At 52.6% G+C, this 24,676-nt stretch carries 20 protein-coding genes and 1 tRNA gene; 5 read left to right on the forward strand and 16 right to left on the reverse strand.

Annotated elements, in window-relative coordinates:
* The 9 genes from ABYT30_RS02535 to miaB form a co-directional block, all read right to left on the reverse strand.
* On the reverse strand, positions 1 to 332 hold a 332-nt coding region (locus ABYT30_RS02535; RefSeq protein ID WP_373095152.1), incomplete at its 3' end, for a DNA polymerase III subunit delta.
* A complete protein-coding gene (gene lptE, locus ABYT30_RS02540) occupies positions 329 to 850 on the reverse strand; it encodes an LPS assembly lipoprotein LptE (RefSeq protein ID WP_373095154.1) in 522 nt (173 codons plus the stop codon). The genes lptE and ABYT30_RS02535, both read right to left, overlap by 4 nt.
* Positions 840 to 3,299: a leucine--tRNA ligase gene (gene leuS / locus ABYT30_RS02545; protein WP_373095156.1), complete on the reverse strand. Its 2,460-nt coding sequence runs from the start codon at positions 3,297 to 3,299 to the stop codon at positions 840 to 842. The genes lptE and leuS overlap by 11 nt, the downstream gene beginning before the upstream one ends.
* Positions 3,300 to 3,359: 60 nt before the next feature.
* On the reverse strand, positions 3,360 to 4,886 hold the full coding sequence (gene lnt / locus ABYT30_RS02550; protein ID WP_373095158.1) for an apolipoprotein N-acyltransferase: 1,527 nt from the start codon (positions 4,884 to 4,886) through the stop codon (positions 3,360 to 3,362).
* 86 nt (positions 4,887 to 4,972) lie between these two features.
* The gene (locus tag ABYT30_RS02555; protein ID WP_373095161.1) at positions 4,973 to 6,577 is read right to left on the reverse strand and encodes an FMN-binding glutamate synthase family protein; all 1,605 of its coding nucleotides are present in this window, start codon (positions 6,575 to 6,577) and stop codon (positions 4,973 to 4,975) included.
* 114 nt (positions 6,578 to 6,691) lie between these two features.
* Positions 6,692 to 7,549, reverse strand: coding sequence for an HlyC/CorC family transporter (locus tag ABYT30_RS02560; protein WP_373080578.1), 858 nt, complete (start codon positions 7,547 to 7,549; stop codon positions 6,692 to 6,694).
* Positions 7,542 to 8,033 (reverse strand): rRNA maturation RNase YbeY, encoded by a 492-nt coding sequence (gene ybeY, locus ABYT30_RS02565; RefSeq protein ID WP_373080575.1) that lies wholly within the window; start codon positions 8,031 to 8,033, stop codon positions 7,542 to 7,544. Before ybeY ends, ABYT30_RS02560 begins: the two co-directional genes overlap by 8 nt.
* Positions 8,030 to 9,013 carry a PhoH family protein gene (locus tag ABYT30_RS02570; RefSeq protein ID WP_373095163.1) on the reverse strand — a complete coding sequence of 328 codons (984 nt, stop codon included), beginning with the start codon at positions 9,011 to 9,013 and terminating at the stop codon, positions 8,030 to 8,032. The genes ybeY and ABYT30_RS02570 overlap by 4 nt, the downstream gene beginning before the upstream one ends.
* Positions 9,014 to 9,100: 87 nt before the next feature.
* Entirely contained in the window at positions 9,101 to 10,495 is a 1,395-nt protein-coding gene (gene miaB / locus ABYT30_RS02575) for a tRNA (N6-isopentenyl adenosine(37)-C2)-methylthiotransferase MiaB (protein ID WP_373095165.1), read from the reverse strand.
* Positions 10,496 to 10,674: 179 nt separating this feature from the next.
* Here miaB and ABYT30_RS02580 point away from each other — a divergent pair, with 179 nt between their 5' ends.
* Complete coding sequence (locus ABYT30_RS02580) at positions 10,675 to 11,022, forward strand: DUF1820 family protein (protein ID WP_008251707.1); 348 nt, start codon at positions 10,675 to 10,677, stop codon at positions 11,020 to 11,022.
* 67 nt (positions 11,023 to 11,089) lie between these two features.
* On the opposite strand, the gene ABYT30_RS02585 is transcribed toward ABYT30_RS02580, so the two are convergent.
* From ABYT30_RS02585 to ABYT30_RS02605, 5 genes are all read right to left on the reverse strand, one after another.
* Positions 11,090 to 12,367: an aminotransferase class I/II-fold pyridoxal phosphate-dependent enzyme gene (locus tag ABYT30_RS02585; protein WP_373080586.1), complete on the reverse strand. Its 1,278-nt coding sequence runs from the start codon at positions 12,365 to 12,367 to the stop codon at positions 11,090 to 11,092.
* Between the two features lie 173 nt (positions 12,368 to 12,540).
* A complete protein-coding gene (locus ABYT30_RS02590; RefSeq protein ID WP_373080567.1) occupies positions 12,541 to 14,010 on the reverse strand; it encodes a DUF1631 family protein in 1,470 nt (489 codons plus the stop codon).
* Between the two features lie 134 nt (positions 14,011 to 14,144).
* Entirely contained in the window at positions 14,145 to 15,116 is a 972-nt protein-coding gene (cmoB, locus tag ABYT30_RS02595) for a tRNA 5-methoxyuridine(34)/uridine 5-oxyacetic acid(34) synthase CmoB (RefSeq protein WP_373095167.1), read from the reverse strand.
* Positions 15,113 to 15,835 carry a carboxy-S-adenosyl-L-methionine synthase CmoA gene (gene cmoA, locus ABYT30_RS02600; RefSeq protein ID WP_373080561.1) on the reverse strand — a complete coding sequence of 241 codons (723 nt, stop codon included), beginning with the start codon at positions 15,833 to 15,835 and terminating at the stop codon, positions 15,113 to 15,115. Before cmoA ends, cmoB begins: the two co-directional genes overlap by 4 nt.
* Positions 15,836 to 16,029: 194 nt before the next feature.
* Positions 16,030 to 17,736: a hypothetical protein gene (locus ABYT30_RS02605; RefSeq protein ID WP_373095169.1), complete on the reverse strand. Its 1,707-nt coding sequence runs from the start codon at positions 17,734 to 17,736 to the stop codon at positions 16,030 to 16,032.
* 140 nt (positions 17,737 to 17,876) lie between these two features.
* Here ABYT30_RS02605 and ABYT30_RS02610 point away from each other — a divergent pair, with 140 nt between their 5' ends.
* From ABYT30_RS02610 to ABYT30_RS02625, 4 genes are all read left to right on the forward strand, one after another.
* Positions 17,877 to 18,059 (forward strand): hypothetical protein, encoded by a 183-nt coding sequence (locus ABYT30_RS02610; protein WP_373080556.1) that lies wholly within the window; start codon positions 17,877 to 17,879, stop codon positions 18,057 to 18,059.
* Positions 18,046 to 19,026 carry an SDR family NAD(P)-dependent oxidoreductase gene (locus ABYT30_RS02615; protein ID WP_373080553.1) on the forward strand — a complete coding sequence of 327 codons (981 nt, stop codon included), beginning with the start codon at positions 18,046 to 18,048 and terminating at the stop codon, positions 19,024 to 19,026. Before ABYT30_RS02610 ends, ABYT30_RS02615 begins: the two co-directional genes overlap by 14 nt.
* A gap of 377 nt (positions 19,027 to 19,403) precedes the next feature.
* Positions 19,404 to 20,888 (forward strand): type II secretion system protein GspD, encoded by a 1,485-nt coding sequence (locus tag ABYT30_RS02620; protein WP_373080550.1) that lies wholly within the window; start codon positions 19,404 to 19,406, stop codon positions 20,886 to 20,888.
* A 59-nt stretch (positions 20,889 to 20,947) separates the two neighbouring features.
* Complete coding sequence (locus ABYT30_RS02625; protein WP_373080547.1) at positions 20,948 to 23,293, forward strand: hypothetical protein; 2,346 nt, start codon at positions 20,948 to 20,950, stop codon at positions 23,291 to 23,293.
* Between the two features lie 139 nt (positions 23,294 to 23,432).
* Here ABYT30_RS02625 and ABYT30_RS02630 read toward each other — a convergent pair.
* Positions 23,433 to 23,509: transfer RNA gene (locus tag ABYT30_RS02630), tRNA-Met, on the reverse strand.
* 74 nt (positions 23,510 to 23,583) lie between these two features.
* Positions 23,584 to 24,675: a redox-regulated ATPase YchF gene (gene ychF / locus ABYT30_RS02635; protein ID WP_373080544.1), complete on the reverse strand. Its 1,092-nt coding sequence runs from the start codon at positions 24,673 to 24,675 to the stop codon at positions 23,584 to 23,586.
* Position 24,676: the final 1 nt, after the last annotated feature.

The following is a 24,676-nucleotide window of genomic DNA, read 5'->3' on the forward strand; positions in this document are numbered from 1 at the left end:
ACCAACAAGATATTGCTGCCATCACTAAGCTGCAAATATTCTTGAAGCGTCGCAGAGCTTTTTTGATCCATTTTGCTGCCGCCGAGGCGCAGCTCGATGAGTTTGCGCTCGGCAAATAGAGACATGGATTGCCCAGCGTCAATTAACTGTCCCCAGTCAAAGCCGCGTTCTACATTGAGTACTTCGCGCTCGTGAATACCTTGTTCGCGGCAGTGCTGGCGGATGGTGTCGCAACATTCCTGAGTGATAAGTAGCTCATCGCCGCAGACTAAATAGACAGGGGATAGGCCTTTATTGAGTTGCCCGGCTAATTGCTCAGGACGTAGTTTCATCTAGGCTGGGCTTGCATTTGGTGTGACCAAAATTCCACTTGGCGGGCGAGGCGAATGCTGAGCTGCTCGCGCATTTCGGCGCGAACAATGGTCGATTCAGTTTCTTCGCCAACGGGATTGTCGGGATCGTTTACGATCAAGCGACGTTGCTGGAGGGTATGAGGGCCTTTTAAATTTTTGCCATCTGGCGTTTGTAACTCGACGCTAGCAGATTCGTATAGGGCGTACTCAGCATCGCGGGCTTCGCGATCTAGGGCGGCGCTACGCTTTTGCTCCTCAAGGAGTTTAATCACCACAATAAGCTTGGCGTCGTTGCGCCTTTTGGTAACGGCGACGTCATTGATCACAAACTGGCGCTTAAGTGATTGGCTTAATTCTTGGCTGTCCCGCTCAGCGCTGATATACACCGGCTGCATGTCGGTCGCCAAGCTGGTACTGCCGCGCAGGGCGAAGCCGCAGGCCGCGAGCCACAGGCAGGCGGCCGTGGTGAGTAATACTTTCAGAACATTAGTTTGCAACGATATTCACCAATTTTTTAGGCACCAAGATTTCTTTGCGGATGGTTAGCTCCCCAATGAAGCGCTGGACGTTGTCCTGCTCTCTGGCCATTTTCTTAATAGCCTCACCGTCGGCATCGATAGCAACCTCAATGGTCGCTCGAAGCTTGCCATTGACCTGTACCGCCATTTCAATAGTGTTGCGTACAAGTGCGCTTTCGTCTACTTGTGGCCAAGGTGCGTCTATCACCGCGGTGCTGTGACCCAATTCTGCCCAAAGTTGATGGCTTATATGGGGCACGATTGGCGCTAATAAACGCACGGCAGCTTCTAGTGCTTCACGCTCCACAGCCAAGCACTGGGGACCTTGCGCTTGGAACCGCGAAACCTCGTTGATCAATTCCATTACTGCAGCTATCGCCGTGTTAAAGGTTAGGCGGCGGCCGAAATCGTCACTGACCTTGGCAATGGTTTCGTGGGTTTTACGGCGCAAATCCTGTTGTGGGCCGGACAGGCTCGCGGTCTCAAGTGCCGGTGGGCTGCCGGCATCGAGGTGCGTGGCCGCCAATTTCCACAGACGCTTGAGGAAGCGGTGCGCACCTTCAACTGCGCTGTCAGACCATTCCAAACTCTGTTCTGGTGGCGCCGCAAACATAATGAATAAGCGCACGGTGTCAGCGCCGTACTGCTCGATTAAGGCTTGTGGGTCGACGGTATTGCCCTTGGATTTAGACATCTTGGTGCCGTCTTTTAGCACCATGCCCTGACAGAGCAATTGTTTAAAGGGTTCGTCAGAGTTTACTAAGCCTTCGTCGCGCATTAGCTTGTGGAAGAAGCGCGCATATAACAGGTGAAGTATGGCGTGTTCGATGCCGCCCACGTATTGGTCAACGGGCAGCCAGTAATTGGCGCGGTCGGGGTCGAGCATGCCGTCTTCGAAATCGGGACAGGTGAAGCGCGCGTAATACCAAGAGGATTCCATAAAGGTGTCGAAGGTATCGGTCTCGCGCTCTACAGGTTTGCCGTCGAGTTCGTCTTTGCGCCACTCAGTATCGGCTTTAATGGGCGATTGGACGCCGTCCATCTCCACGTCTTCCGGTAGCAGCATGGGTAGCTTGTGGGCTGGCACTGGAATCTCGCCGCCTTCGGGCAAATTAAACATGGGGATGGGTGCGCCCCAGTAACGCTGGCGGGAGACGCCCCAGTCGCGTAGACGGTAATTGGTGGTGACTCGGCCTTTGTCTTGTGCAATCAATGCATCTGAGATTGCGGTGAATGCGGCACTGAAATCGAGGCCGTTAAAATCGCCGGAATTAGTTAGCACACCTTTTTCGGTAAACGCGGCGGCGTCAATATCGATGGTCTCGTCGTTAGCCGGTGCAATAACTTGCTTGATGCCAAGGCCGTATTTTTTCGCGAACTCATAGTCGCGCTGATCGTGGGCGGGCACTGCCATAACCGCGCCAGAGCCGTAATCCATGAGTACGTAGTTGGCGATCCACACGGGCACCAATTCGCCGGTGAGCGGGTGGCGGGCTTGCAGGCCGGTGGCCATACCGCGTTTTTCCATGGTTGCCATATCGGCTTCGGCTACTGAGCTATTGCGGCAGCTGTCGATAAAAGTGGCCAGTTCGCTATTGGTTTTGGCAACTTCAAGGGCAATCGGGTGCTCGGCAGCTAGGCTGACATAGGTCACGCCCATCAGGGTGTCGGGGCGAGTGGTGTACACTTCAAAGCTGTCGGCACCGGCCACGGGGGATTCTAAATCAAAACGCATTTGCACGCCCTGGGAGCGGCCAATCCAGTTGCGCTGCATGGTCTTAACTTGCTCAGGCCAGCCGTCAAGTTGGTCTAAGTCGTCAATTAGCTGTTCTGCGTAGCTAGTGATTTTAATAAACCACTGAGGGATTTCTTTGCGTTGTACTTGGGTGTCACAGCGCCAGCAGCAGCCGTCGATAACCTGTTCGTTGGCCAGTACGGTTTCATCAACGGGACACCAATTCACCGCCGAGGTCTTTTTGTAGACCATGCCTTTTTCGTAGAGGCGGGTGAAGAACCACTGCTCCCAGCGATAATAATCTGGTTTGCAGGTGGCGAGCTCCCGACCCCAGTCGTAGGCAAAGCCCAATTGCTTGAGCTGGTCACGCATATAGGCGATATTCTCGACGGTCCATTTGGCCGGCGCGGTTTTGTTTTTAACTGCCGCGTTTTCGGCGGGTAGGCCAAAGGCGTCCCAACCCATGGGCTGTAGTACGTTTTTGCCGAGCATGCGCTGGTAGCGTGAGATCACGTCGGCGATGCTGTAGTTGCGCACATGCCCCATATGGAGCTTGCCGCTGGGATAGGGGAACATGGCCAAGCAGTAGTATTTTTCGCGACTAGGATCTTCTACGGCGGTGAAGCTGCCTTGCTCATGCCAAAATTGTTGGGCAGAGGTTTCGATGTCACGGGGGGCGTATTGATGGTCCATTGGCAGTGTCAGTTCTCTATACAGCGGGCAGATGAAGTTAAGGGCGCTTATTCTAGCAGCTTAGCTGGGTCGGGGCGATTGCCTAGCGTCGATCCGAGTCGCAAGAAGGAGACCGAAACATAATAAGATGATGGGCGTTGAGCCATAGCGCGTGAAGGGTGTTGTACCTTCGCGGGCGTGGACTTCACCCCGCAATGCGGTTTCGACAAATGACGGAACGCGACTGCGGATATTGCCGTGATGATCGACTAGCGCAGTGATGCCAGTACTCGTTACCCGAATTAGCTCCCGGCCATTTTCCAGTGCGCGCATTTGTGCCATCTGCATGTGCTGATCTGGGCCAATGGAATGACCAAACCAGGCGTCATTGCTGATGGTAAACAGAATATCGCTGCCCCGGGAGCTTTGGGCGATAAGGTCGGGGTAGGCTACTTCATAGCAAATTGACGGCGCTAACTGCCAGCCCTTCACTTGTAGATGGCCCTGTTCGGCGGTGCCGCGACTAAAGCTGGATAAGGGGAGGTCGAAGATTTTTAGCAGGCCGTGAATATACTGACTGAGGGGAATGAATTCGCCAAAAGGCACGAGTTTTTGTTTGTGGTAAATGCCTTCGCCGCCGCTGATGACCATGGCGGAATTATGCATTTTTTCATCGAAGCGGGTGGGTACGCCAGTGATTAATGCGCTGCTGTTCTCGGCAGCGCGCTCAGCGATATAGTCAAAAAATGATTGGGCATTGTGATATAGCGCGGGAATGGCGGCCTCAGGCCAAATCACGAGGTCGGCGTCGGCCCAGAGTTTTTCCGATGCAAAATCGTAGAGCTCTAGGGTTGCCCAATATTGGGTGTAGGCCCATTTTTTTTCTTGAGATATATTTGATTGCACTGCGCCGATCCGCAGAGGTGCGATGTCTTTGGCTTGGGTCCACTCGGTTTGTTTTAGCAGGTAGCCCTGGCCAAACAGCAGGGCGCAGCCAAGCAGCGGCGCGGTGTTGCGCAGTTTAGTTTTATGGGGTGCGAGGAGGAATTGCGCAAGGGCGCCGCCACTTAGCGCAACCCAGAAGCTGAGGCCGTATACGCCGATAACCGGCGACCAGCCTGCCAGTGCGCTATGTAAGTGACCATAGCCGAGATAGAGCCACGGAAATCCGGTAAAGACCCAGCCCCGCAGCCATTCGCATAATACCCATATTGCGGCAAAGCCGAGAATACGGCCGCCACGGCCATTGCGGACCCAGCGGCTATAGGCATAGCAAAATAGCGCGGGAACTAAGCCGAGAAAAACACAAAATATGCCGGTCATCGGTAGGGCGAGGTAGGCGGGGGTTGCGCCGAAATCGTGAATGGCAATATAAACCCAGGACACCCCGGTTAAAAAACTGGCACTGCCAAAAACCCAGCCCATTATAAAACTGTGCTTTGGGTTGGTGATGTTGATGCCGGCAGCCAGAGCGGCCATTGCTAATATGCCAATCCACCACCAGTCAAAGGGCGCCAAGGACAAGGGTAGGCAGGCACCGGCGACGGCGAGAAATAGTACGTGGCTAAATTTTATTGATGACGGCGTATGTGGTGACGGGGTGTTCACAGTTTGCGGATCCAAGCTGAAGGCCAAATTTAGCGAGGACCTAGTGTAACGGCGCGCTGGTCTTACTGCTAGCGCACCGAGGTGAATCAGGCTTGACGGATGTCGGTGTCGTTTGCCGGATGTAAGGCAGGATTGTTCTCGTCAGCGCTGTCCGCACTGCTGGCAATTAAGTGTGCGGGCTTGGGCGTTTTGTCTGGGTAGCGGTTGGTGAGGGGTTCAGGGCTGCCGCTATTGTCGATTAAATACACGTGGCGGCGCTGCAGACCACGGGCTTCTTTTACACCGCAAGAGTGGGCGATAACGCCGACCTCATGCATTAAATTGAGGGCGTAATTCTTAACCCGGGTTGCTTTGTTAGTGGGGTCTAGGCCGCGCTGCAACTCTGGGTCGTGGGTGGTAATACCGGTGGGGCAGGTATTTTTATTACATTGCAGGGCTTGGATGCAGCCCAGTGCAAACATAAACCCCCGCGCGCTAACGATAAAATCTGCGCCTACGCACAGCGCCCACGCCGCTTCGGCGGGGTTAATCATTTTGCCAGAGGCAATGACTTTGATGCGTTTGCGCAGATTGTATTCGCAGAGTTTGTCTACCACCATTGGCAGGCTGCGGCGTATCGGCAGGCCAACATAGTCCATGAGACTTTGCGGCGCCGCGCCGGTGCCACCGTCGGCGCTGTCGATGGTGATAAAGTCAGGTGCGTATTTTTGGCCGCGTAAATGGATGGCCTCGCACATTTCGTCCAGCCATTCAGAAAAGCCCACTACGACCTTGAAGCCCACAGGTTTGCCGGTGATGCCACGAATGCGCACAATCATGTCGAGCAGGTCGTCGATGCTGTGAATGTCGGTGTGGCCATTCGGGCTGATGGAGTCTTTGCCAACGTCGATGCCGCGGATGCTGGCGACCTCTGCGGTGACTTTGCCGCCGGGTAAAATGCCGCCTTTGCCGGGTTTGGCACCTTGGCTGAGCTTGATTTCAAACATCCGCACTTGCGGGTGGCTGGCAATATTGCGGAGTTTCTCATCGCTGAGCTGACCGTCTTTGTCACGAACACCGTATTTAGCAGTACCAATTTGAAAGACAATGTCGCAGCCCGCTTCCAAATGGTAGGGCGATAGGCCGCCCTCCCCAGTATTTAACCAAATGCCCGCTTCTTTTGCGCCGGCGCTGAGAGCCTGAATCGCAGGTTTGGATATGGCGCCAAAACTCATACCAGAAATGTGAAAAATAGCGGAACTGGTGTAAGGGTGCTTGGCAAAGCCTTCGCCGATGGTGACGGCGTGGGTGGGTACTGCGTCTTGACTGAGGGTGGGGAAGAAGCAGTTCATAAACAGGACTTCATTGCTCTGGCTCAGGGGGCGGGTAGAGCCAAAGGCGATGGTGGTGTCGATGTTCTTCGCCGCGCGGTATACCCAAGAACGTTGGGAGCGATTGAAAGGTAATTCCTCTCGGTCCATTGCAAAGAAGTACTGGCGAAAAAACTCGCCTAAGTGTTCAAAAATATAGCGAAAGCGACCAATGATAGGGTAGTTGCGGCGAATGGCGTGCTGGGTTTGGGTGATATCGGCGATATAGATGTAGGCAAGATAGATGATGCCCACTGCTAGAGCTAGTAGGAATGCTAAGGCAGCATATTCGATAAAGGTGTTGGCGATATTATTAAGGCTGTCGAGGGTCGTTGTGAACATAGCTTCCTCAATGTGTGCAGTAAAATGCCAGTGTATTAAGGCATTGTAGACTGAAACGATGAGAAAAGTTTACCGGGGCGCTGAACGAACCCCGGTAGATAGCAGAGCGCTTACTTAATTATCGATTTGGGCTACTTGGCGCATACGCAATAAATGAATTTGCCGGTTGTCCGCGTTCACCACTTTGAACTCAAAATCGTCAAGGCGAGCTATTTCATTGCGGCTGGGCAGATACCCGAAAGCTTTAAGTATCAGGCCGCCAATGGTATCGAATTCTTCGTCGCTAAGCTTAGCGTTGAAATAGTCGTTAAAGTCGTCGATTGGCGTTAGCGCTTGCACTACAAAATCATTGTCAGTGATTTTACGAATCGGCAAATCGTCGTCTTCGTCATACTCGTCTTCGATATCGCCAACAATTTGTTCAAGAATATCCTCGATGGTAATCAGGCCAGCCGCGCCGCCATACTCGTCAATCACCACGGCCATATGATGGCGCTTTTCGCGGAAATCGCGCAGTAGCACGTTCAATCGCTTACTTTCCGGCACTAAGGTTGCCGGGCGGAGAATGTCGCGAATGTCGATGTCTTCGCTATTGGGGGTTTTCCAGAGCAGCGGTAATAAATCTTTTGAAAGCAGTATCCCAAGGACGTTGTCCAAGGTGTCGCCAATGACTGGGTAGCGGGAGTGGCCGGTATCGACAATAATTGGAAGCAGCTCACTTAGGGGCTGGTCTGCCTTTAGAACCACCATCTGCGGGCGTGGAATCATGATTTCCCGGGCCTGCATATCGCTGATATGCATGGCACCTTCAACAATGCTTATGGCATCGTCATCGATGACTTCATTCTGTTTGGCGACAGCAAGCAGTTCAAACAGATCTTCCCGCGTTTTGGGTTCAGATGAAAAAGCATGGGCTATTTTCTCGATCCAAGACTTGTCACTTGGATCGTTGCTAGATCGATCTTCACTCATGGTTTTGGGTGCTGTCCTCGCATATAGGCGTATAGGGATTGCTAATATTTAGTGCATTTAGAAGCGCAATTTCCAGCGATTCCATTATTTCGGCTTCATCATCGTCGATATGATCATAACCGAGGAGATGGAGTGTACCGTGAATTACCATGTGCGCCCAGTGGTCGTGACAGGGTTTACCCTGTTCTATGGCTTCACGCTCAACGACTTGCTTACAAATAGCGAGGTCGCCTAAGAGCGGTAGCTCGAGTTCTGGAGGTAAATCAGCAGGAAAAGACAGCACATTGGTGGGGCCGTCTTTTTGTCGATATTGTAGGTTCAGTTCTGCACTTTCGGCAATATCAATGAGACGGATACTGAGCTCGGCCTCCTCGCGGTGTTCCGCTAATGCAGCTTGAGCCCAGCGTTCAAATTGAGTTTGGCTGGGCAGCTCACCTGCTTCGCAGGCGATTTGCAGGTCGAGATCGAGGTGGACTTGGCTCATTGAGCGCCGCCGCTTGTTGCATCAAAGGCGGCGTAAGCTTCAACGATGCGCTGTACCAAGGGGTGGCGAACCACGTCTTTGGCAGCAAAGTGGGTCATGCTAATGCCGTCGATGTCGCCGAGCACTTTCATTACGTGTACGAGACCGGAAGGCGTGCCCCGAGGCAGATCGATCTGGGTGGCATCGCCGGTGATAACCGCAGTGGAGCCGAAGCCGATGCGGGTCAGGAACATCTTCATTTGTTCCCGTGTGGTGTTTTGGGCTTCATCCAATATGATATAGGAGTCATTCAAGGTGCGGCCGCGCATAAAGGCCAGTGGGGCAATTTCGATAATATTGCGCTCAATGAGTTTGGTGACGGTTTCCATGCCCAGCATTTCATAGAGCGCATCGTAGAGAGGCCGTAGATAGGGGTCGATTTTTTGGGCCAAATCACCGGGCAAAAAGCCGAGCTTTTCACCGGCCTCAACTGCTGGGCGAACCAATAAAATACGCTGCACGTCATTGGAAATCAGTGCCTCGACGGCACAGGCGACCGCGAGATAGGTTTTTCCAGTACCGGCAGGGCCAATGCCAAAATTAATATCGCAACTTTGGATAGATTTTACATAGCGCTGCTGGTTTCCGCCCCGAGGTTTGACGCTGCCTTTCTTGGTTTGGATGACCACCGGCACATGATCGGTGGCGGGATGGCTTATTTGCTCGAGACCAGCTTGCTGCAAATTTAGGTGCACGCTTTCAGCGTTTAAAACAACGCCATTTTGCGAGTCACTGTACAGGTGTTTGATCAGTTGTACGGCATCGTCAACGGATCCACTGGGGCCGTTAATCTGAAAAGTATTGCCCCGCGCAGCAATGCGCACCAGCAGGCGCTGTTCAATCATTTTTAGGTTGGCGTCATGCTGGCCGCAGAGATCGGCAAGTAAACGCGGATCGTTGGGTTCTAGAGTGAGAACGCGTTGTATATCTTGAGCTGTCAATGATTCACCGAGTGCCACAAATGCAGCGTAAATTGTGAAATTTCGATCATAAGCCGGTTTTCAGGAGAATCAAACCGGCGACTGTTTCTAAAGCATTTTGCCCCGCAGGGAGTTGGCGTAGGCCTCTAATATGTCTACGTCGACAAATTGGCCGATAACGCTCTGATCCGCGCAGGGAAAGTTGACGACCCGATTGTTTTCGGTGCGGCCTTGGAGTTCACCGGGATCCTTGCGGGACGCGCCGGTGACTAAAATGCGCTGGGTAGTGCCCGCCATTTGACGGCTGATCCGCGCGGCATTTTGTAGGATTTGGTGCTGGAGAATGTCGAGGCGTTCTTTTTTCACCGACTCCGGGGTTTCATCGGGCAATTGGGCGGCTGGGGTGCCGGGCCGAGCGCTGTAAATAAAGCTAAAAGAGTGATCAAAACCGATGTCGTGAATCAGCTGCATGGTCTGTTGGAAATCTTCGTCGGTTTCGCCGGGAAAGCCGATGATGAAGTCAGACGACAGGCTGATGTTCGGGCGTATGGTTTTGAGCTTGGCAATTTTGGCGCGGTATTCGTCGGCGGTGTGACCGCGTTTCATGGCCGCGAGAATACGGTCACTGCCATGCTGTACTGGCAGGTGTAAGTGGTCCACTAGTTGCGGCACGGTGGCATAGGCCTGTATTAGAGCCTCGCTGAACTCCACCGGGTGCGAGGTGGTGTAGCTTATACGATCGATGCCGGGAACCTGGGCAACAAAGTGAATGAGCTCAGCGAAATCGACGATATCGTCTTCGTGGTTGACGCCCCGATAGGCATTGACATTTTGACCGAGCAAATTGACTTCGCGCACACCTTTGGCGGCGAGCTGCGCGACTTCGGCGATGACGTCGTCGAAGGGGCGGCTCACTTCTTCGCCACGGGTATAGGGCACAACGCAGAAAGTGCAGTATTTAGAACAGCCTTCCATGATGGACACAAAGGCACTGGGGCCGTCCACGCTGGGCTCGGGTAGATTGTCGAATTTCTCAATTTCGGGAAAGGTGACATCGACAATAATGGGACCCTTGGGCTTCTTGCTGTCGAGCATGGCGGGCACCCGGTGCAGGGTTTGCGGGCCAAAAATGAGGTCGACAAAGGGCGCGCGGCGGCCTATATCAGCGCCCTCTTGGCTGGCAACACAGCCGCCAACACCGATGACGAGGTCAGGGTTTTTCGCTTTGAGTTTGCGCCAGCGGCCCAGCTGGTGGAAAACCTTTTCTTGGGCCTTTTCGCGGATGGAGCAGGTGTTGAGTAGTAATACGTCTGCTTCATTCGGGTCGTCGGTGGGAATCATGCCGTGGCTGACCCCGAGCAAATCCTGAATACGGGATGAGTCGTATTCATTCATTTGGCAGCCCTGGGTTTTGATAAACACTTTTTTTGGCTTGCCCGCGGCGGTGCTGGCAATGAGCTCGGCTGCTGCTGATGTGGGGGACGATTCGCTGGTTTCAGGCATAGGATTCGTTAACGATTAGGCCGCTAATGGCCGCAAATAAAATTGGGGAGGCATTATAGCTAAATTGTGGTCTAAAACCCAGAAGTGCAGTGGATTTGGCAAATTTATGCTATCATCCGCGGCCCGGTTTTCCGGTGCCATCTTTCGCAAATACAGTGCTGTTAAACGACGGAAAGACTATGCCCCAAGCTCCTATTTATAAAGTTATTTTCAATAATAACAACAAGGTCTATGAACTCTACGCGCGCGCGATTTACCAAAGCGACATGTACGGTTTTATCGAAATTGAGGAGATTGTTTTTGGTGAGCAGAGTCAGATTGTGGTCAATCCGGGTGAAGAAAAGCTCAAAAATGAGTTTCACGGCGTAACGCGCAGCTATATTCCGATGCATGCGATTGTGCGGATTGACGAAGTGGAGAAAGAGGGCGCAGGTAAAATAGTCGATGTTGAAGGCGGTAGCAGCAATGTGCGTCACTTCCCCAGCGCGCCAGGTCGGCCGATTAATCGGACTCCAGACTCTGAGTAGTTAATAAATCGATATAAAAAAGGGGGCGCCGATTAATCGGCGCCCCCTTTTTTATTGTGCGGTCTATTTAGCTTAAGCGCTGACGCACCGAGGCTAACTTTACGCAATTCACGAAAACCGCCATGGCGCGGTCGATCTCTTCCAAGCTGGGTACGCTGGGTGCAATTCGGATATTTTTGTTCTCTGGGTCCTTACCGTAGGGGAAGGTCGCGCCGGCGGGTGTCAATTTAACGCCGGCTTCAGCGGCCAGTTTAACGACTTCTTTCGCCAAACCGGGCAAGGTATCAAAAGAGACGAAATAGCCGCCCTGTGGCTCGTTCCAGCTCGCCATGCCGGTGTCGCCTAAGCCTTCACGTAAATGCTTGAGTACAATATCAAAACGGGGCTTTAGTACAGCGGCGTGGGCCTGCATATGGGCTTTGAGGCCGGCGCTGTCCTTGAGAAAGCGTACATGACGCAATTGATTGATTTTGTCAGGGCCGATCTGACTCATGCCTAGGTGCTGGGTGAAGGCTTTGAGGTTGCCTTTAGACATACCTGCAAAGGAAACGCCGGCACCTGCATAGGTGATTTTCGATGTTGAGCCAAATAGATAAACGCTGTCTTCAGTGCCGTGGGCGCGGCAGCGATCCATGATATTGGCGAGCTCTGGCGCATCGTCGCTTAGGCTGTGAACCGCGTAGGCGTTGTCCCAGAACACCCTGAAATTACTGCCCGCGAGTTTGCCGAGTTGGGCAATACGGTCAACAACTTGATCGGAATACACGGTGCCAGTGGGGTTGCTAAAGCGTGGAACACACCAGATTCCTTTGATACTGGGGTCGGCCTTAACTAATTTTTCAACCGCGTCCATGTCTGGGCCGTCGTCGTTTAGTGCAACTGGGACAAGTTCGATGCCAAGGTGTTCACACACACTGAAGTGGCGGTCGTAGCCAGGCACCGGGGCGAGGAATTTAGTGGTTTTGCCCTCGCTGGACCAGCTTGCGCCAAGGGCGCCAAAGCCTTGGTTTTGAGCGAAAAGTACGGCGAAATACATTAGTGTTAGGCTGCTATTTCCGCCGATTAGTATCTCGTCGTTGGCCACGCCGAGGACGTCAGCAAACAGCCGCTTGCACTCGGGAATACCGTCGAGCCCCCCGTAGTTGCGCAGATCGGTATTGCTCTCGTTACTTAGGTCGTCGCCCAAAATGGTGTTGATGGCGTCCGATAAATTCAGTTGTTCTGCGCTGGGCTTGCCCCGGGTAAGGTCGAGATTCAGGCCGGAGGCTTTAAACTGTTGATACTCCTGCGCCAGGGTAGTTTCCCATTCGCGTAACTGCGTAGTAGAAGCGTGGTCGAGTTGCAAAGTCATCACCTTAAATGCGTGATCGCGGTTGAGTGCGATTGAACGAGTGTGGTTTGGGCCGTGTTTGCTCTGTACAAGCAGACATGCGGGGCGAAAATTATACCTATTTTTGGGTGCTGTCGTCACCCGAATGCGGATAATCGTCGTGGGCTTAAGGGGGCGTAGCGTAGGATTTAGGTGCGATTCAGGCTGGTACTACGCCCTGATGCAATCATGCGCAGTTGGTGCAGCTCTTCAATCAGCGCTTGGCTTGCTTGGTAGCTGTAATTTATGCGGGCCAAGCCCTCGCTGAGTTCGGCTTCAAGGTCTTTGCTCATGGCCTTGGCGCGGCGCAATTCTGACCAGTCTGCGTGGGGCTTGATATACCAGAGGATATCGTCAATTAGCTTCATGCTGCGGCGCAGCGGGGTGCTATTACTGCCGTGACGCAACCAATGGTACAAGACAATGGTGGTCATTGGGCCGTAGAGCATATTGTCGACGCTAACGGGCAGTTTGAGCTCAGCGGTTTTCTCGTCGAGCATTTCATGCACTTTGCGGCGCAATCTAGTCAAACGTTTCTGGCCGACGTCGGCGCTCAAATTGCGTTTGTCGTTAAGTTTGATGCTCTGTAGTAAATGTTGGCAGCATTCGTCAACTTGCTTGCGGATTTGAGTGAAGTCGTTAGCGTGAATATCCTTTTTGGCGAGTTTGCGACTAATGATTTTAAGTGCACCTTCAAATTGCAGGCGTTGACCGCTGTCCGCGTCGTCCCAATGGCTAAGTGCATTAACGATCTGCCGGCAAACTTGGCGGGCCGGGTGCAGGGAGTGCAAAAAGCTATGGCGGTCTTGCAGGGCAATACTGCTGACCTGGGTTTGCAAGGTGTTTAGCGCCGCGAGAATGCTTGGCGATAGTCGACGGCGGTTGCTTAGTCCGTGGAAAATACTCGCAGCGGCCTCGATGAGTTCATTGTCAGTTGCCTCGATAAGTGGCGCTGCGCTGCTACTTTCGCGGAAGTCGTGCAATTTTAACAAGCGCTGCAAACGCAGTTCTGTTAGCGCTCGCTGCTGGGTCGTTAAATTCTTTTCTTTCAGCTGGAGTTTGCTGTGGCTAATCCAGTCAGCTAAATTGTGGGCTTTAATGGGCTTCGGTAGCGTGTTTGCCAAGCTGTCGTAAAGTTTACTTAGCTCATTGATAAATAGACCCTGAAACATCGTAAGGGCTTGATGGCGATGCTGGGTGTCGAGGCGCAGCGGATTCATTATGTGCTGAAAGCCGGCCAGCAAGGTTATCGGTGCAATGGCGCGGCAAAAATATTGCAGCTCGGCCTTTTCACTTGCAAAGCTGTCGTCGGGCAATTTTTCTAATTGCTGGGCGAGGCGATCGAGCTCGGGGTAGTTCCCCGATTCGTACTCGCGCTTGCTAGTAAACGCCTGATTGATATGTTCGGCAAATAAGCGAAACGCTTCGTCTTGACCTGCTTTAACGGCACGTTGTTGGTCGAGGAGCTCATTTTGCTCGTTTGCTGAGTTTGCGGTGAGGGCGCGGCGATGGAAGTTATCTTGGAGGCGCTCAAAATAACGGTACAGCTGCTCGCCAAACCACTGTCGAGATTGTGATTTGAGGCGGTCAACAAGTAATCCGGTATCGCTAAGTGGCATGCATCTTCCAAGGCGCTACGTAATAGTGCGTATATCAGTTTAATAAAGGTATCATATAAATGTCACATGAGGACTAAGTTTGCGTGTTATTTGTTCAGGTTTTGACCAATGTCACGCTTTGCGTGCGCCCAGTCTTAGGGCGCTTCAGCGATAAAGGTTGCTCTTTTGGGTGCGGGGTAGCCCTCAATCGTCTTGTTGGCGTCTGTCGGGTCTAAGAACTCCGCTAAGGAGTGGAATTGCATCCATTCAGTGCTGCGCTGCTCGTCAGTGCTCGTTTGGTTGACCTCGATGAGGCGTGGGTTTTTAAATCCCGCCTTTCTTAGCCACGACTCTAAGCTCGCCGTGCTTGGAATAAACCAGACGTTGCCCATTTTACTGTAACGTCCCTCCGGGACGAGTACCTCGCCAGCGCCGCCGTCAATGATCAGTGTTTCCAGTACTAATTGGCCGCCGCTACGCAGGGTGTCGCGCAAGGCCAGTAGGTGGTCAAAGGGGGAGCGGCGGTGGTAGAGAATGCCCATGGAGAAAGTAGTATCAAAGGCGTTCAGCTTCGCTGGCAAATGCTCAATGCCCATGGGTAGCACGGCGACGGCGGGTTCATTCAAGTATTTCTGTAGGGCAAAATACTGGGTGATGAACAGGGGGGTTGGGTCAATGCCCACCACCAGTTCGGCGCCAGCCCCGCGCATGCGCCAGCAGTGATAGCCGCTGCCGCAGCCGATATCGAGCACCGTGCGGCCATTGAGTGGCGCGATTGCGTTCTTTAGTCGATCCCATTTCCAATCAGACCGCCATTCGGTATCTATATGCACGCCGAATAACTCGAAAGGGCCTTTGCGCCAAGGGTGGAGTCCCTTTAGCGCTTGCACCAAGGCGCCGCGCTGTAGCTCGCTAATGTCGCCAGTAGCGCCAACGCGAGAGGTGTTTAGCTGAATTTTACTTGGTGTGAGCGCCGGTAGTGACTTGAGTGCTTCTTTCCAGCGGGGTAGGTCGCCATATCTTGATTCGTTCAGGCCGCTACTAATCTGCTCTGGTAAGAGTGCGGCCCAATTGGCGAGCTGTGGGTGTTGGCTGAGAATATCGAGGAATGCGCGGTAGTCCATCATTTAATGGCAACCAGAGAGGCGAAATTAAAACACTGAAACCACACGTCAATACTGCTAAAGCCCGCTTCACGTAGGCGTTGCTGGTGTTCAGCTAGGGTTTCTGGCACTAGGACGTCCTCCAGTGCGCTGCGCTTTTGCGCGACTTCTAATTCGCTGTAGCCGTTGGCGCGTTTAAATGCATGATGTAAATCAGTGTTTAGCTGCTGCAGGTGCTGATCTGCAAAGCGGATTTTTTCGGACAAGATCAGAATGCCACCGGGGCGCATTGCCGCGCTTATCTTGTTGATCAGCGCCGCTCGCTCGCTGGCGGCAACAAATTGCAGTGTGAAATTTAACACCACCACCGAGGCATTGGTGATCTCAGTCTCTTGGATGTTTTCACAGCGCAGCTCAATTGGGGCGGTAGCTTCACTGATATAAGCGCGGCTGCGCTCGATCATCGCCGCGGAATTGTCGACGCCGATAATATTGCAGTCACGGCTATTGATTTGCCGTGCCATGGATAAAGTGCTCGCCCCCAGTGAACTGCCTAAATCGTAGATATTGCTTTGGCCTTGGGCGTAGCGGCCAGCCATAACACCCGTCATTGCGATAATTGTCGAATAACCCGGCACCGAGCGCTGAATCATGTCTGGGAAGACTTCTACGACATGTTCGTCGAAGGCAAAGCGGCCGAGCTTGCTTTGAGGTGTGGCGTAGAGGGTGTCGGGCTTGGTCATTTAAGTTTACTTTCGAGGTTTCGGGGTGTCAGGTCCAAATTTTATCACAGCCTAGCTTTCGCAGGCGAAATGTGGCCCCGGCTATGTTTATGCTTGGTGGAGGAATTTGTGCAAGTGATGATCGTTTTTATGCACGTTTGGGCGGGTGGGTGTGTGGGGAGGATAGGGCTGGCTGTTTAGGCCAGCCCTTAAGCTTAGGGTTGGTCAGCGGCTTGGGTCACAGTCGCAGACGCAAATGACTCATTACCTTGTGGGGTTTTTACCGTGACGGTGACAGTCCCACTGCCTTTTTTCGCCGCGGGTTTAATGCCGAAGCTGAAAAATGCTTCGCCATTAAAATTAGAAGAAGCAACAGTAAATGAATTGGGGCCAGTGATTGCACCGAAGTCCGTTGCGACCGAAATGACCGTTCCCGCAGGTGGAAGTTGATTGTTGACGCTATCGATTAGCGCCGTGACGCTTGCTGGTGCAGGCGTTGTCGCGTCGCCTAGGGTAATGCTTGTCGGCATTACAATATTAAAAAAGGATTCGGACAGGACAATAACAATGCTTTCTCGTATGGTTACGGTGGTTTGTGTAGGGTTGCACTTACTTGGGCCTTTGCAAAGTAAGCCTTCGTAAGTACCGCTAGGGACGTCACGGGTAAAGTTACTATTAAAGTCGATATAGGGTTCATTTGGTGAATCGTAAGCCCCATTCTCGTTATCGTCGCGGTAGGCTTCCGCTAGATCAGTGAAGTCTTCAGCATCGTCGTATTGTCCGTTTGATGGGTTGCTGTCGTTAAAGCTTTCTTCACCTATGGCTGTTGCAAGTACAGTCACGCGCTCGTCCGGCTGTGGACGTGGCTTTTGCGAGGTCAATTTGACTGAACATGCGCCGCCTACGGTGGTGCAGCTGCCTTCTATGGACGCGCCCTCGGCCTGGAAGGCGACAGCCGTTCCATCGGGTACAGGGTTGTTGTAGCGATCAGCTGCGCGGATTGTCAACTCGGTGGTGATGCCGTCGTAGTTAGAGCCTTCAATGTTGAGGGTTGTTGCACTGAGGGAAAAGCTGTCTTGGTCCGGTATGCCCGTAGTAATAACGAGGGCGCTAGATTGCGCACTTGAGGTGGCTGAGCTTTGCACGGCGGTTGCGGTCACGCGTACGGCGGTTGCCACGGTACCGGAGGCAACGGTTGTGGTCACAATGCCTTCAGCGTTAGTTGTGTTTTGATTCGTACTAAGTGTTATGCCGCCGGAGGTATTGTTTAGCTCGAAGGTAACTAGCTGATTGGCAACCGGTCCACCCGCGGTATTAGTGACTTTAAAAGAGGCAACAGATTGCTCTGGAATAGCGCCAGAGCCTTTAATGCCAATAATTTGCGGGCTGGCAGAAATGAAGCTAATTGAACCGAGTGGCGCGGGCGTGGTGTTTATGGTGACAGTAGCGGTGTAGCTGGTGCCATTTAGGCTGGTTTGTGCGGTGATCTTATCATCGCCGGAGCAGCCTAGTGTGGTATAGGTGGTGCTTACTGTGCCGCTGGTATTGTTCGCGATCGCTGGGCTAAATTCGGCAAGGCCCGACCCGCTGCAGGGTGAGTTAAATAAGATGCTTGCGGCGTCAGTGATGAAGTTACTATTTTGGTCAACGAACGCGACGGTTAGGGTAGCGCTTTGCCCTGCATCTAGCGCGCTGCTGTTGCTCGCGATTTGACCTGCTGTAAATGTGCCGCTTGTGAATGAGCCGAACTTGGCAATTGTAGGCTCGGTAACGCTGCCGTTACCGTTACCGCCGTCAGTAGGGTTTGTGGTGTTATTGGTGGTGCCGGGCGTTAATGATGGTCCAGTGCCACTTCCGCCTCCACAGGCAGTAAATAATAGAGCTGCCAAAACCAGCAGGCTGGAGCGTGAGAAGCGTTTCATATCGGGTGTCCCCTATCTATTTATTTCTTAACTTGGGCTGAGTAAGGCTTAAGATTATATTTTTTCTCAGTTTAATACAGTAAGTCACTAAGTATTAAAGCATATTAGCTTAATACTTAGGAATTTGCGGCAAACTTGTGATGAGTAAGGCAAAAGTTTGGGCTGAGCTTGATATGTTTGCCATGCCAGCGTTTGAAAAATGGCGTCTGGGGCCTGTTTCTGAGTCAGTGGGCGGTAAAGTGGTTTATGTTAGCTTAGATTATAAGGACTCTTTGTTTGTTAGCCCAATAATAAAAAAGGAAGAGCGGCATGTCGGATATTAGTTTTAAGGACCGCGTTGTTATCGTTACTGGTGCCGGTGGTGGTCTTGGTAAATCGTATGCGCTGGAAATGGCTAAACGTGGTGGGGCGGTTGTTGTCAACGATTTAGGCGGTAGCGTGGATGGGCCTGGTGGCTCGTCGAAAATGGCCGACGCCGTTGTAGAGGAAATTTTAGCGGCCGGTGGGCGGGCTATTGCCAACTACGACAGTGTGGCCACATGGGCTGGTGCCCAGCGAATTGCTGCTGCGGCGATAAAGGCGTTTGGCCGGATTGATGCGTTAATCAACAACGCCGGCAATATGCGCTATAAACCCTTTGAAGAGTGCTCAGCAGATGATTTGAATGCCCTGCTATCCGTTCACCTCATGGGTACTTTCAATATGGCCAAAGCGGTCTGGCCCCATATGAAGGCGCAGGGCTACGGTCGTATTGTATCCACCTCTTCAAGTGCAGGCATGTACGGCGATGAAAACTATTCTTGCTATGGCGCGGCTAAAGCGGGGGTTACCGGCCTTATGAATGTGCTGGCCCATGAGGGTGAGGCACACGGTATTTTGTGTAATGTAATGATGCCCAATGCCATGACCAGAATGACTGATATGGTTTCCGCGCAAATGGGCGCTGAGGATGTTGATAGAAGTCGAGCAATGATGGCGGCGGTACAAAACTCCATGTCCCCCGACTTTAACGCCGGGCTCGTTGTCTATCTGGCCAGTAGCGCCTGCTCAACTACCCATATGGTCTACTCGTCCTGTGGCGGGCGAATGGCAAGGGTGTTGATTGGTGCCACAGACGGTTGGCAGGGGTCGAAGGAAATCCCGGCGGCTGCCGAAGATATTGCCGCACATTTTGATGAAATTACCGATTTGGCACGTGGTGTTCATACCCCGAAAAGCCCTGGGGATGAGTGGCGCATTGTGTTGAGTAAGGCGGATCCAGTAATTCCGGCTGGCAAAGCATCCCTATAGTTGGCGGGTTAGTGTCGAGCAAAATAAGACGAGGCACAGCGATTGCTGGCATTATGGCGCGCTAATCTCCGCGCCTGTCGCCCGTCGAAACTGTCAGTGGGTAGAAATTTGAATAAGTATAAATACCTGCTAGGCTTGGTTTTAGGTACTAAGCGCCTGTCATGCAGTAGTCCTGATTAGCGGCGCGTTGTTTTGCTAACAACGCTCTGGGGTGGACGACTTCGTTGAATACCTACTCGCTAGCCGGGTTTTGGGGGGCTCCCGAATCGGCTAGCTGAATTCGACGGTCTGACATGGCGTTTTACTACTTCTCTCTTTGAAGTTGTTGCGAGTCGGGCTGTATTGGCGACGCCGAGACTCAAAGGGGAAGGGATGCCATGCAATACCCTAGTTACTCGATGCGGAGCCTCTGTACCGCTGGTGTATTTTTACTTAGTGCGTGCACTAACATTCCCGTTGATGCGCCTCGGGCAGAAGTGGCGCCCCTTCAGGCCGAGCCTGCCTCTTACCCCGTCTTGCCCAGTGTGCAACAGCCAAGCAAGCTCGAAATCGATCGCCAAGCGCAGGCCTTTTATCGTGATACGCCGCCCTGTCTCGACCATCACTTTTCATTGCGCGATCTACCCGTTAGTGAAGTTCGACTATCTAATAACGACCTATCTACTATTGCTTCGACGCTAAATCTAATGGGTTACGGCGTTGTCGATTTACGCAACCCGACGGCAACACCCAATGGCTTTAGTTGTGCCGAGCTCCCATTACTGGTTATTCCGAGCCAATCCACTGGCGCGATGCGCGCCAGTGCTCGCGTTAACGGAGGTTCCGGCGGAGGTAATTCGAGCGGCTTTGGCGGCGGTTCACAGCAATACGGTGGCGCTGCAGCGGAGATTAGCCCACTTGGCTACTCGGATGCCTCCGAGATGGATCGCTTTTTGGTTTACTACCATCCGTCGCAAGAGCAAGCGATGAAAAAGCTGCAATGGCTGGTTGCCAATAAGCTCGATGTCGCTTCAGCGCAGGTCTATATCGAAACCATGGTTCTTGAGGTCCGGGAAGAAGACAGCGAAGAGTTCGGGTTTGAATACAGTAAAGCCGACAACGATAAAATGTTCACCTTAGGTGGCCTAATCCCTGGCGGCGATACCGTCGATTTTACCCGCGATACCATTGCCGATGCGGCCACCGGCGTCAGTGTATTTCAGCCCGGCCTGGGTAAGCGTTATCGACTAAAAGCATTGATAGATGAAGGCAAAGCCGAAGTACTTTCGCGGCCCAGCGTGCTGGCCGTCAGCAATCGGCAGGCAACCATTCAGATCGTCGATATTATCCAGTCACCGGTTCTTACCAGTACATTAAGCCAGTTTGGTGGCTTGCAGGTAACGGGGTACAACTTCGAGCCTTTACTCATCGGCATCACCCTGAATTTAAAGCCAAGGGTCTCGGCGGATCGACGCTGGCTAACCTTGGAGATTGACGCCACCGTGGACTCCGAGGACGACGAAAACAACGGCCAAGTATTCGCGCCGACAGCGTCGGGTGAGCGTGTTCTGCTTGCCGAGAAGCAGGGCTCGTCAAGCAAAAAAGTCCGAACCTTCGCCCGCATCCCCGACCGCACCCCGATCATCATCGGTGGCCTCGTCAGCAAAAAGGTAGAAGAGCGGCAGGGTAAGCTGCCACTTTTGAACCGCATTCCCGGCATCGGAAAATTGTTTACATCCAGAGATGACGAGACGCAGAACCGGGAAATCATCATCGTGTTAACGCCCTATATTCTGGATGAACAGTCAGCCGGTATTAACACCAATCAGCCCAATGCGCGGGTCAGGAAAAAAAACTCTGAGTCGAAATTGTTTAATAGGTAGCGTTATTAGCTTATGTGAAATGGAACCAGTGCGCTTGCTTTGTGCAGAGGGAGTCGATTATGAAAAATGCCAGGTTAATTACTTTTGTGCTGGGAGCCATAGTTCAACTAGGCGCATTTCAAGAAGCCAGCGCCACAGAGGTTAACTATTTATGGGTATATAACCCAGGTAGCGGCTACGTCAATGGTAAAACGTTCGAAGAATCTGGCGCGTACTGCCGGTCAAAAGGTGGTGCGCTCGCCACAAAAGCACAGCTTGTAGATGCCAACAGTAAGGGCTTTAGTATGTGTGCTTATGGATGGCTGGATGGTGGCGTTAGCGGCTATGTGATGGCTGGCGCGCAGGCTGGTTGCGGTAGAAATGGTTTTAATGGTGGTGCAAAAACCGCACCGGACAAAAAGCTCGGCGCATATTGTGTTGGCCCACGGGCACCGCTTAACTCTAAGAATATCCAGCTGGCACAATCGCCCGCGAACCAACCTGTACGCTCACCAGAGCCACTGGTATACGGAACTACTGTCGCCGGCGCGCCTGTGGCCAAATTTGAAAAAAACAAATACTACTACCTAAGTAATCGATGGCTAGGCACTGAAAAGGTTCTAACACTCGACGCGCAGAGCCAATTCGTCATGCAAGCCAAGTCACCATCTGGCAATGCAAGGCAGTTATGGAAAATGGAGCATCAACAAGACGGCAGTATCCGCATTTATAACGCATCAACTGGGACTTCATCGAGCGTCGATAGTGACCGCGTAAAACCTACATTTCGCAAAACGGGAAACTACAGCGGACAGCACTGGCACTTCACCCACGCAGGCGATGGCTGGTTTCGCATTTCCAACAACTTTCAAGGCAAAGCCAAAGTTCTCGACACATTCAATAAGCCCAACAACCCACTGTTCTTTGAAGATGCGAACAAAGGCAGTTCTGGGACATTCTGGAAATATCAGGTCCATGATTCAGCTATTACGGCGCAATTTACCAAGGAAGAGACCACCGCTATTACTTTGAGCCCCACCCGCCCAACGGAGGTTAAGCCCACCGAACCAGGAATTACCGTTGTCGGTTGTGTCAACATTCCGGGTATCGTGGATTGCCGGAGCCCCGGGCACCGAAGCCAGGATGGGTCGAGGACGAATTACAAAGTGATTACTCCTTGCTTAGCCAAGCAGTCACAGTCACTTCTACTGCACGCGAGAGGCCCGCTCAGCCACACCGATAGCCCACTCTTGCCGCATAACGACTGCTTCGGACGATCAAGCAACTCAGCAACCAACTTGAGTTATTTTCGAACCTATTCGGATGAATATGAAAAAGTCAGTGCGTTTTTTGTGCAAGCTGAGCAGGAATTTCTAAGCGCCTTGCGGGAGAATCCGAGCAAAGTACTGAATCTGGAAGATAAGAGTGTTCGGGAAACACTCGTTAAAACTGGCGGAAAGGTGCCATTCTCCTATTTGACAGCCTATGTACAGGCATCATTAATGGGCGTGGCTGCTATACCCAAAGCCGAGCGAAGTGTTGAACAGCAGGCGGCACTCGAATGGATTTTACGCGGCGACTATGCCGTTCAGTCCATGATGTGGGGGCGCGCACAACAATATTACCGGGAATGGCTAAGCAATCCCTGCGCCTTCAAACCACCCGCAGCTTTTAAAACACGAGTCGCGGATCGCACCAAGGAAACAAACCGCGATTTGTATGCAAATTGCGGCGGTGGCGCGAATCCTTTTAATGCATTAAATACTATTACTAAGACTCAGCAAGCACACTATGATGTTCAAGAATTTCTCGAGTGGGGTGCTGCCGATGTCGGAGCTAAATATTTAGCAGACTCTTCAGAAGCCAATGCTGCGCGAGACGAAGCATTGGCTGCGGTATTAATTACAGGTGGTGCTGCCGCAGCAATTACCGGCGGCACACTTGTGCTAGCCGGCACCGCAATCTCAGCAGCTATATTTACAGTCTCAGGGATGATGGTGGCAAAGGGCCTTGTGTTTACCGCTGTAACTGCAACCGGATTAACAGTAGTAGGCCCTACCCTGACCGCGATAGGTGTTTCCGGCGTAGCGGGTCCAGCAGGGATAATTGTCGTTGCCATTCTCGGATCAGCAATCGCCACAGCCATAACAATAGAAGATGTGCAATTTCATGAAGCAATGCAGAATGACCAGTTATCACGACCATTCAATGCCGATCCCGGCGTCACCTACATGACAGGTGAAGGCTTAGTCGGCGTTACCATCGCATTCAATGACGCACTAGCTAGGCAGGATCCAAATCGCCTTATAGACATTACGCTGCCTGCTCACGTTTACACAGTGTTTCGCTCTAACGCGTTACAGCCAAGAACAACAGATGATGTCAATTGCCCTCCTCATCGGCAATCCTGCTCGCCTGCGAAATAACGATAGGGACGCCGCTCTGCAGAGACTCTATAGACTTCCTTCTGTACTCACCGCGCGGCGGTTCTCATCCACCCGTCGGGGGGTGGCGTACTTTTCAAAAGTCGAAAAAAAACCACCTATTGGTGGTTTTTTAGAATAATGGTAGCAAGGGGCGGATTCGAACCGCCGACCCCAACATTATGAGTGTTGTGCTCTAACCAACTGAGCTACCTTGCCACTGTTCTCTTGTGCAGAGAAGGCGCGCATTTTCCAAGCTTCAGGGCCTTATGTCAAGCGCGGAATAGCGCGCGTTAGACATTGAAGCGGAAATGGACAACGTCGCCATCTTTAACAACGTAGTCTTTGCCTTCAAGCCGCCATTTTCCGGCGTCTTTGCTGCCTTGTTCGCCTTTGTACTGAATGTAGTCGTCGTAGGCGATGACTTCGGCGCGAATAAAGCCTTTTTCAAAGTCAGTGTGGATGACACCGGCCGATTGTGGGGCGGTGGCGCCGACGGGGATGGTCCATGCACGGACTTCTTTGACGCCCGCGGTGAAGTAGGTTTGTAGGCCAAGTAGTTGGTAGCCAGCGCGAATAACGCGGTCTAGGCCCGGTTCTTCCATACCGAGATCGGTCAGGAATTCGGTTTTTTCTTCGTCGTCGAGTTCGGCGATTTCAGATTCTAGCTTGTTGCATATAGGGACAACGATGGCGCCGTCTTCTGCGGCGATGGCGCGGACTAGGTCGAGATGGGCGTTGTTTTCAAAGCCGTCTTCGTTGACGTTGGCGATGTACATGGTGGGCTTGATTGTCAGCAGGTGCAGGGCGCGGGTGCGCTGCATTTCGTCGGCATCGAGTTTGAGGGAGCGCACGGGCTTGCCTTCATTGAGGTGGGCAAGTAGCTTCTCGAATAGGTTTTTAAGGACGGTGGCTTCTTTGTCGCCGCTACGGGCAACGCGGACGACTTTCTGCAGTTGCTTGTCGATACTTTCCATGTCGGCCAGCGCTAGCTCGGTATTGATGATATCGATATCGGCGGCGGGGTCGATTTTATTGGCCACGTGAATGATGTTGTCGTTGTCGAAGCAGCGCACAACGTGAGCAATGGCGTCGGTTTCGCGAATATTAGCCAAAAATTTATTGCCCAAGCCTTCACCTTTTGACGCGCCGGCGACAAGGCCGGCAATGTCGACAAATTCCATGGTGGCGGGCATGATGCGCTCCGGCTTCACAATGGCGGCCAGCGCCTGTAGGCGCGGGTCTGGAACCATGACGATGCCTGAATTGGGTTCGATGGTGCAGAACGGGAAGTTGGCCGCGTCAATGCCCGCGTTGGTCAGTGCATTAAAGAGGGTGGACTTGCCGACATTGGGTAGTCCGACGATGCCGCAGTTAAATCCCATG

It is taken from the genome of Zhongshania sp. (assembly GCF_041623545.1).
GTDB lineage: Bacteria > Pseudomonadota > Gammaproteobacteria > Pseudomonadales > Spongiibacteraceae > Spongiibacter.

Excerpts from the sequence above, each read along its gene's own strand:
- ABYT30_RS02605 (WP_373095169.1), bottom strand. The coding sequence starts at position 17,736 with ATGAAACGCTTCTCACGCTCCAGCCTGCTGGTTTTGGCAGCTCTATTA.
- ABYT30_RS02610 (WP_373080556.1), top strand. The coding sequence starts at position 17,877 with ATGAGTAAGGCAAAAGTTTGGGCTGAGCTTGATATGTTTGCCATGCCA.
- ABYT30_RS02555 (WP_373095161.1), bottom strand. The coding sequence starts at position 6,577 with ATGTTCACAACGACCCTCGACAGCCTTAATAATATCGCCAACACCTTT.
- ABYT30_RS02590 (WP_373080567.1), bottom strand. The coding sequence starts at position 14,010 with ATGCCACTTAGCGATACCGGATTACTTGTTGACCGCCTCAAATCACAA.
- ABYT30_RS02615 (WP_373080553.1), top strand. The coding sequence starts at position 18,046 with ATGTCGGATATTAGTTTTAAGGACCGCGTTGTTATCGTTACTGGTGCC.
- ABYT30_RS02560 (WP_373080578.1), bottom strand. The coding sequence starts at position 7,549 with ATGAGTGAAGATCGATCTAGCAACGATCCAAGTGACAAGTCTTGGATC.
- cmoA (WP_373080561.1), bottom strand. The coding sequence starts at position 15,835 with ATGACCAAGCCCGACACCCTCTACGCCACACCTCAAAGCAAGCTCGGC.
- ABYT30_RS02580 (WP_008251707.1), top strand. The coding sequence starts at position 10,675 with ATGCCCCAAGCTCCTATTTATAAAGTTATTTTCAATAATAACAACAAG.
- ABYT30_RS02620 (WP_373080550.1), top strand. The coding sequence starts at position 19,404 with ATGCAATACCCTAGTTACTCGATGCGGAGCCTCTGTACCGCTGGTGTA.
- ABYT30_RS02625 (WP_373080547.1), top strand. The coding sequence starts at position 20,948 with ATGAAAAATGCCAGGTTAATTACTTTTGTGCTGGGAGCCATAGTTCAA.
- ychF (WP_373080544.1), bottom strand. The coding sequence starts at position 24,675 with ATGGGATTTAACTGCGGCATCGTCGGACTACCCAATGTCGGCAAGTCC.
- leuS (WP_373095156.1), bottom strand. The coding sequence starts at position 3,299 with ATGGACCATCAATACGCCCCCCGTGACATCGAAACCTCTGCCCAACAA.
- ybeY (WP_373080575.1), bottom strand. The coding sequence starts at position 8,033 with ATGAGCCAAGTCCACCTCGATCTCGACCTGCAAATCGCCTGCGAAGCA.
- miaB (WP_373095165.1), bottom strand. The coding sequence starts at position 10,495 with ATGCCTGAAACCAGCGAATCGTCCCCCACATCAGCAGCAGCCGAGCTC.
- cmoB (WP_373095167.1), bottom strand. The coding sequence starts at position 15,116 with ATGATGGACTACCGCGCATTCCTCGATATTCTCAGCCAACACCCACAG.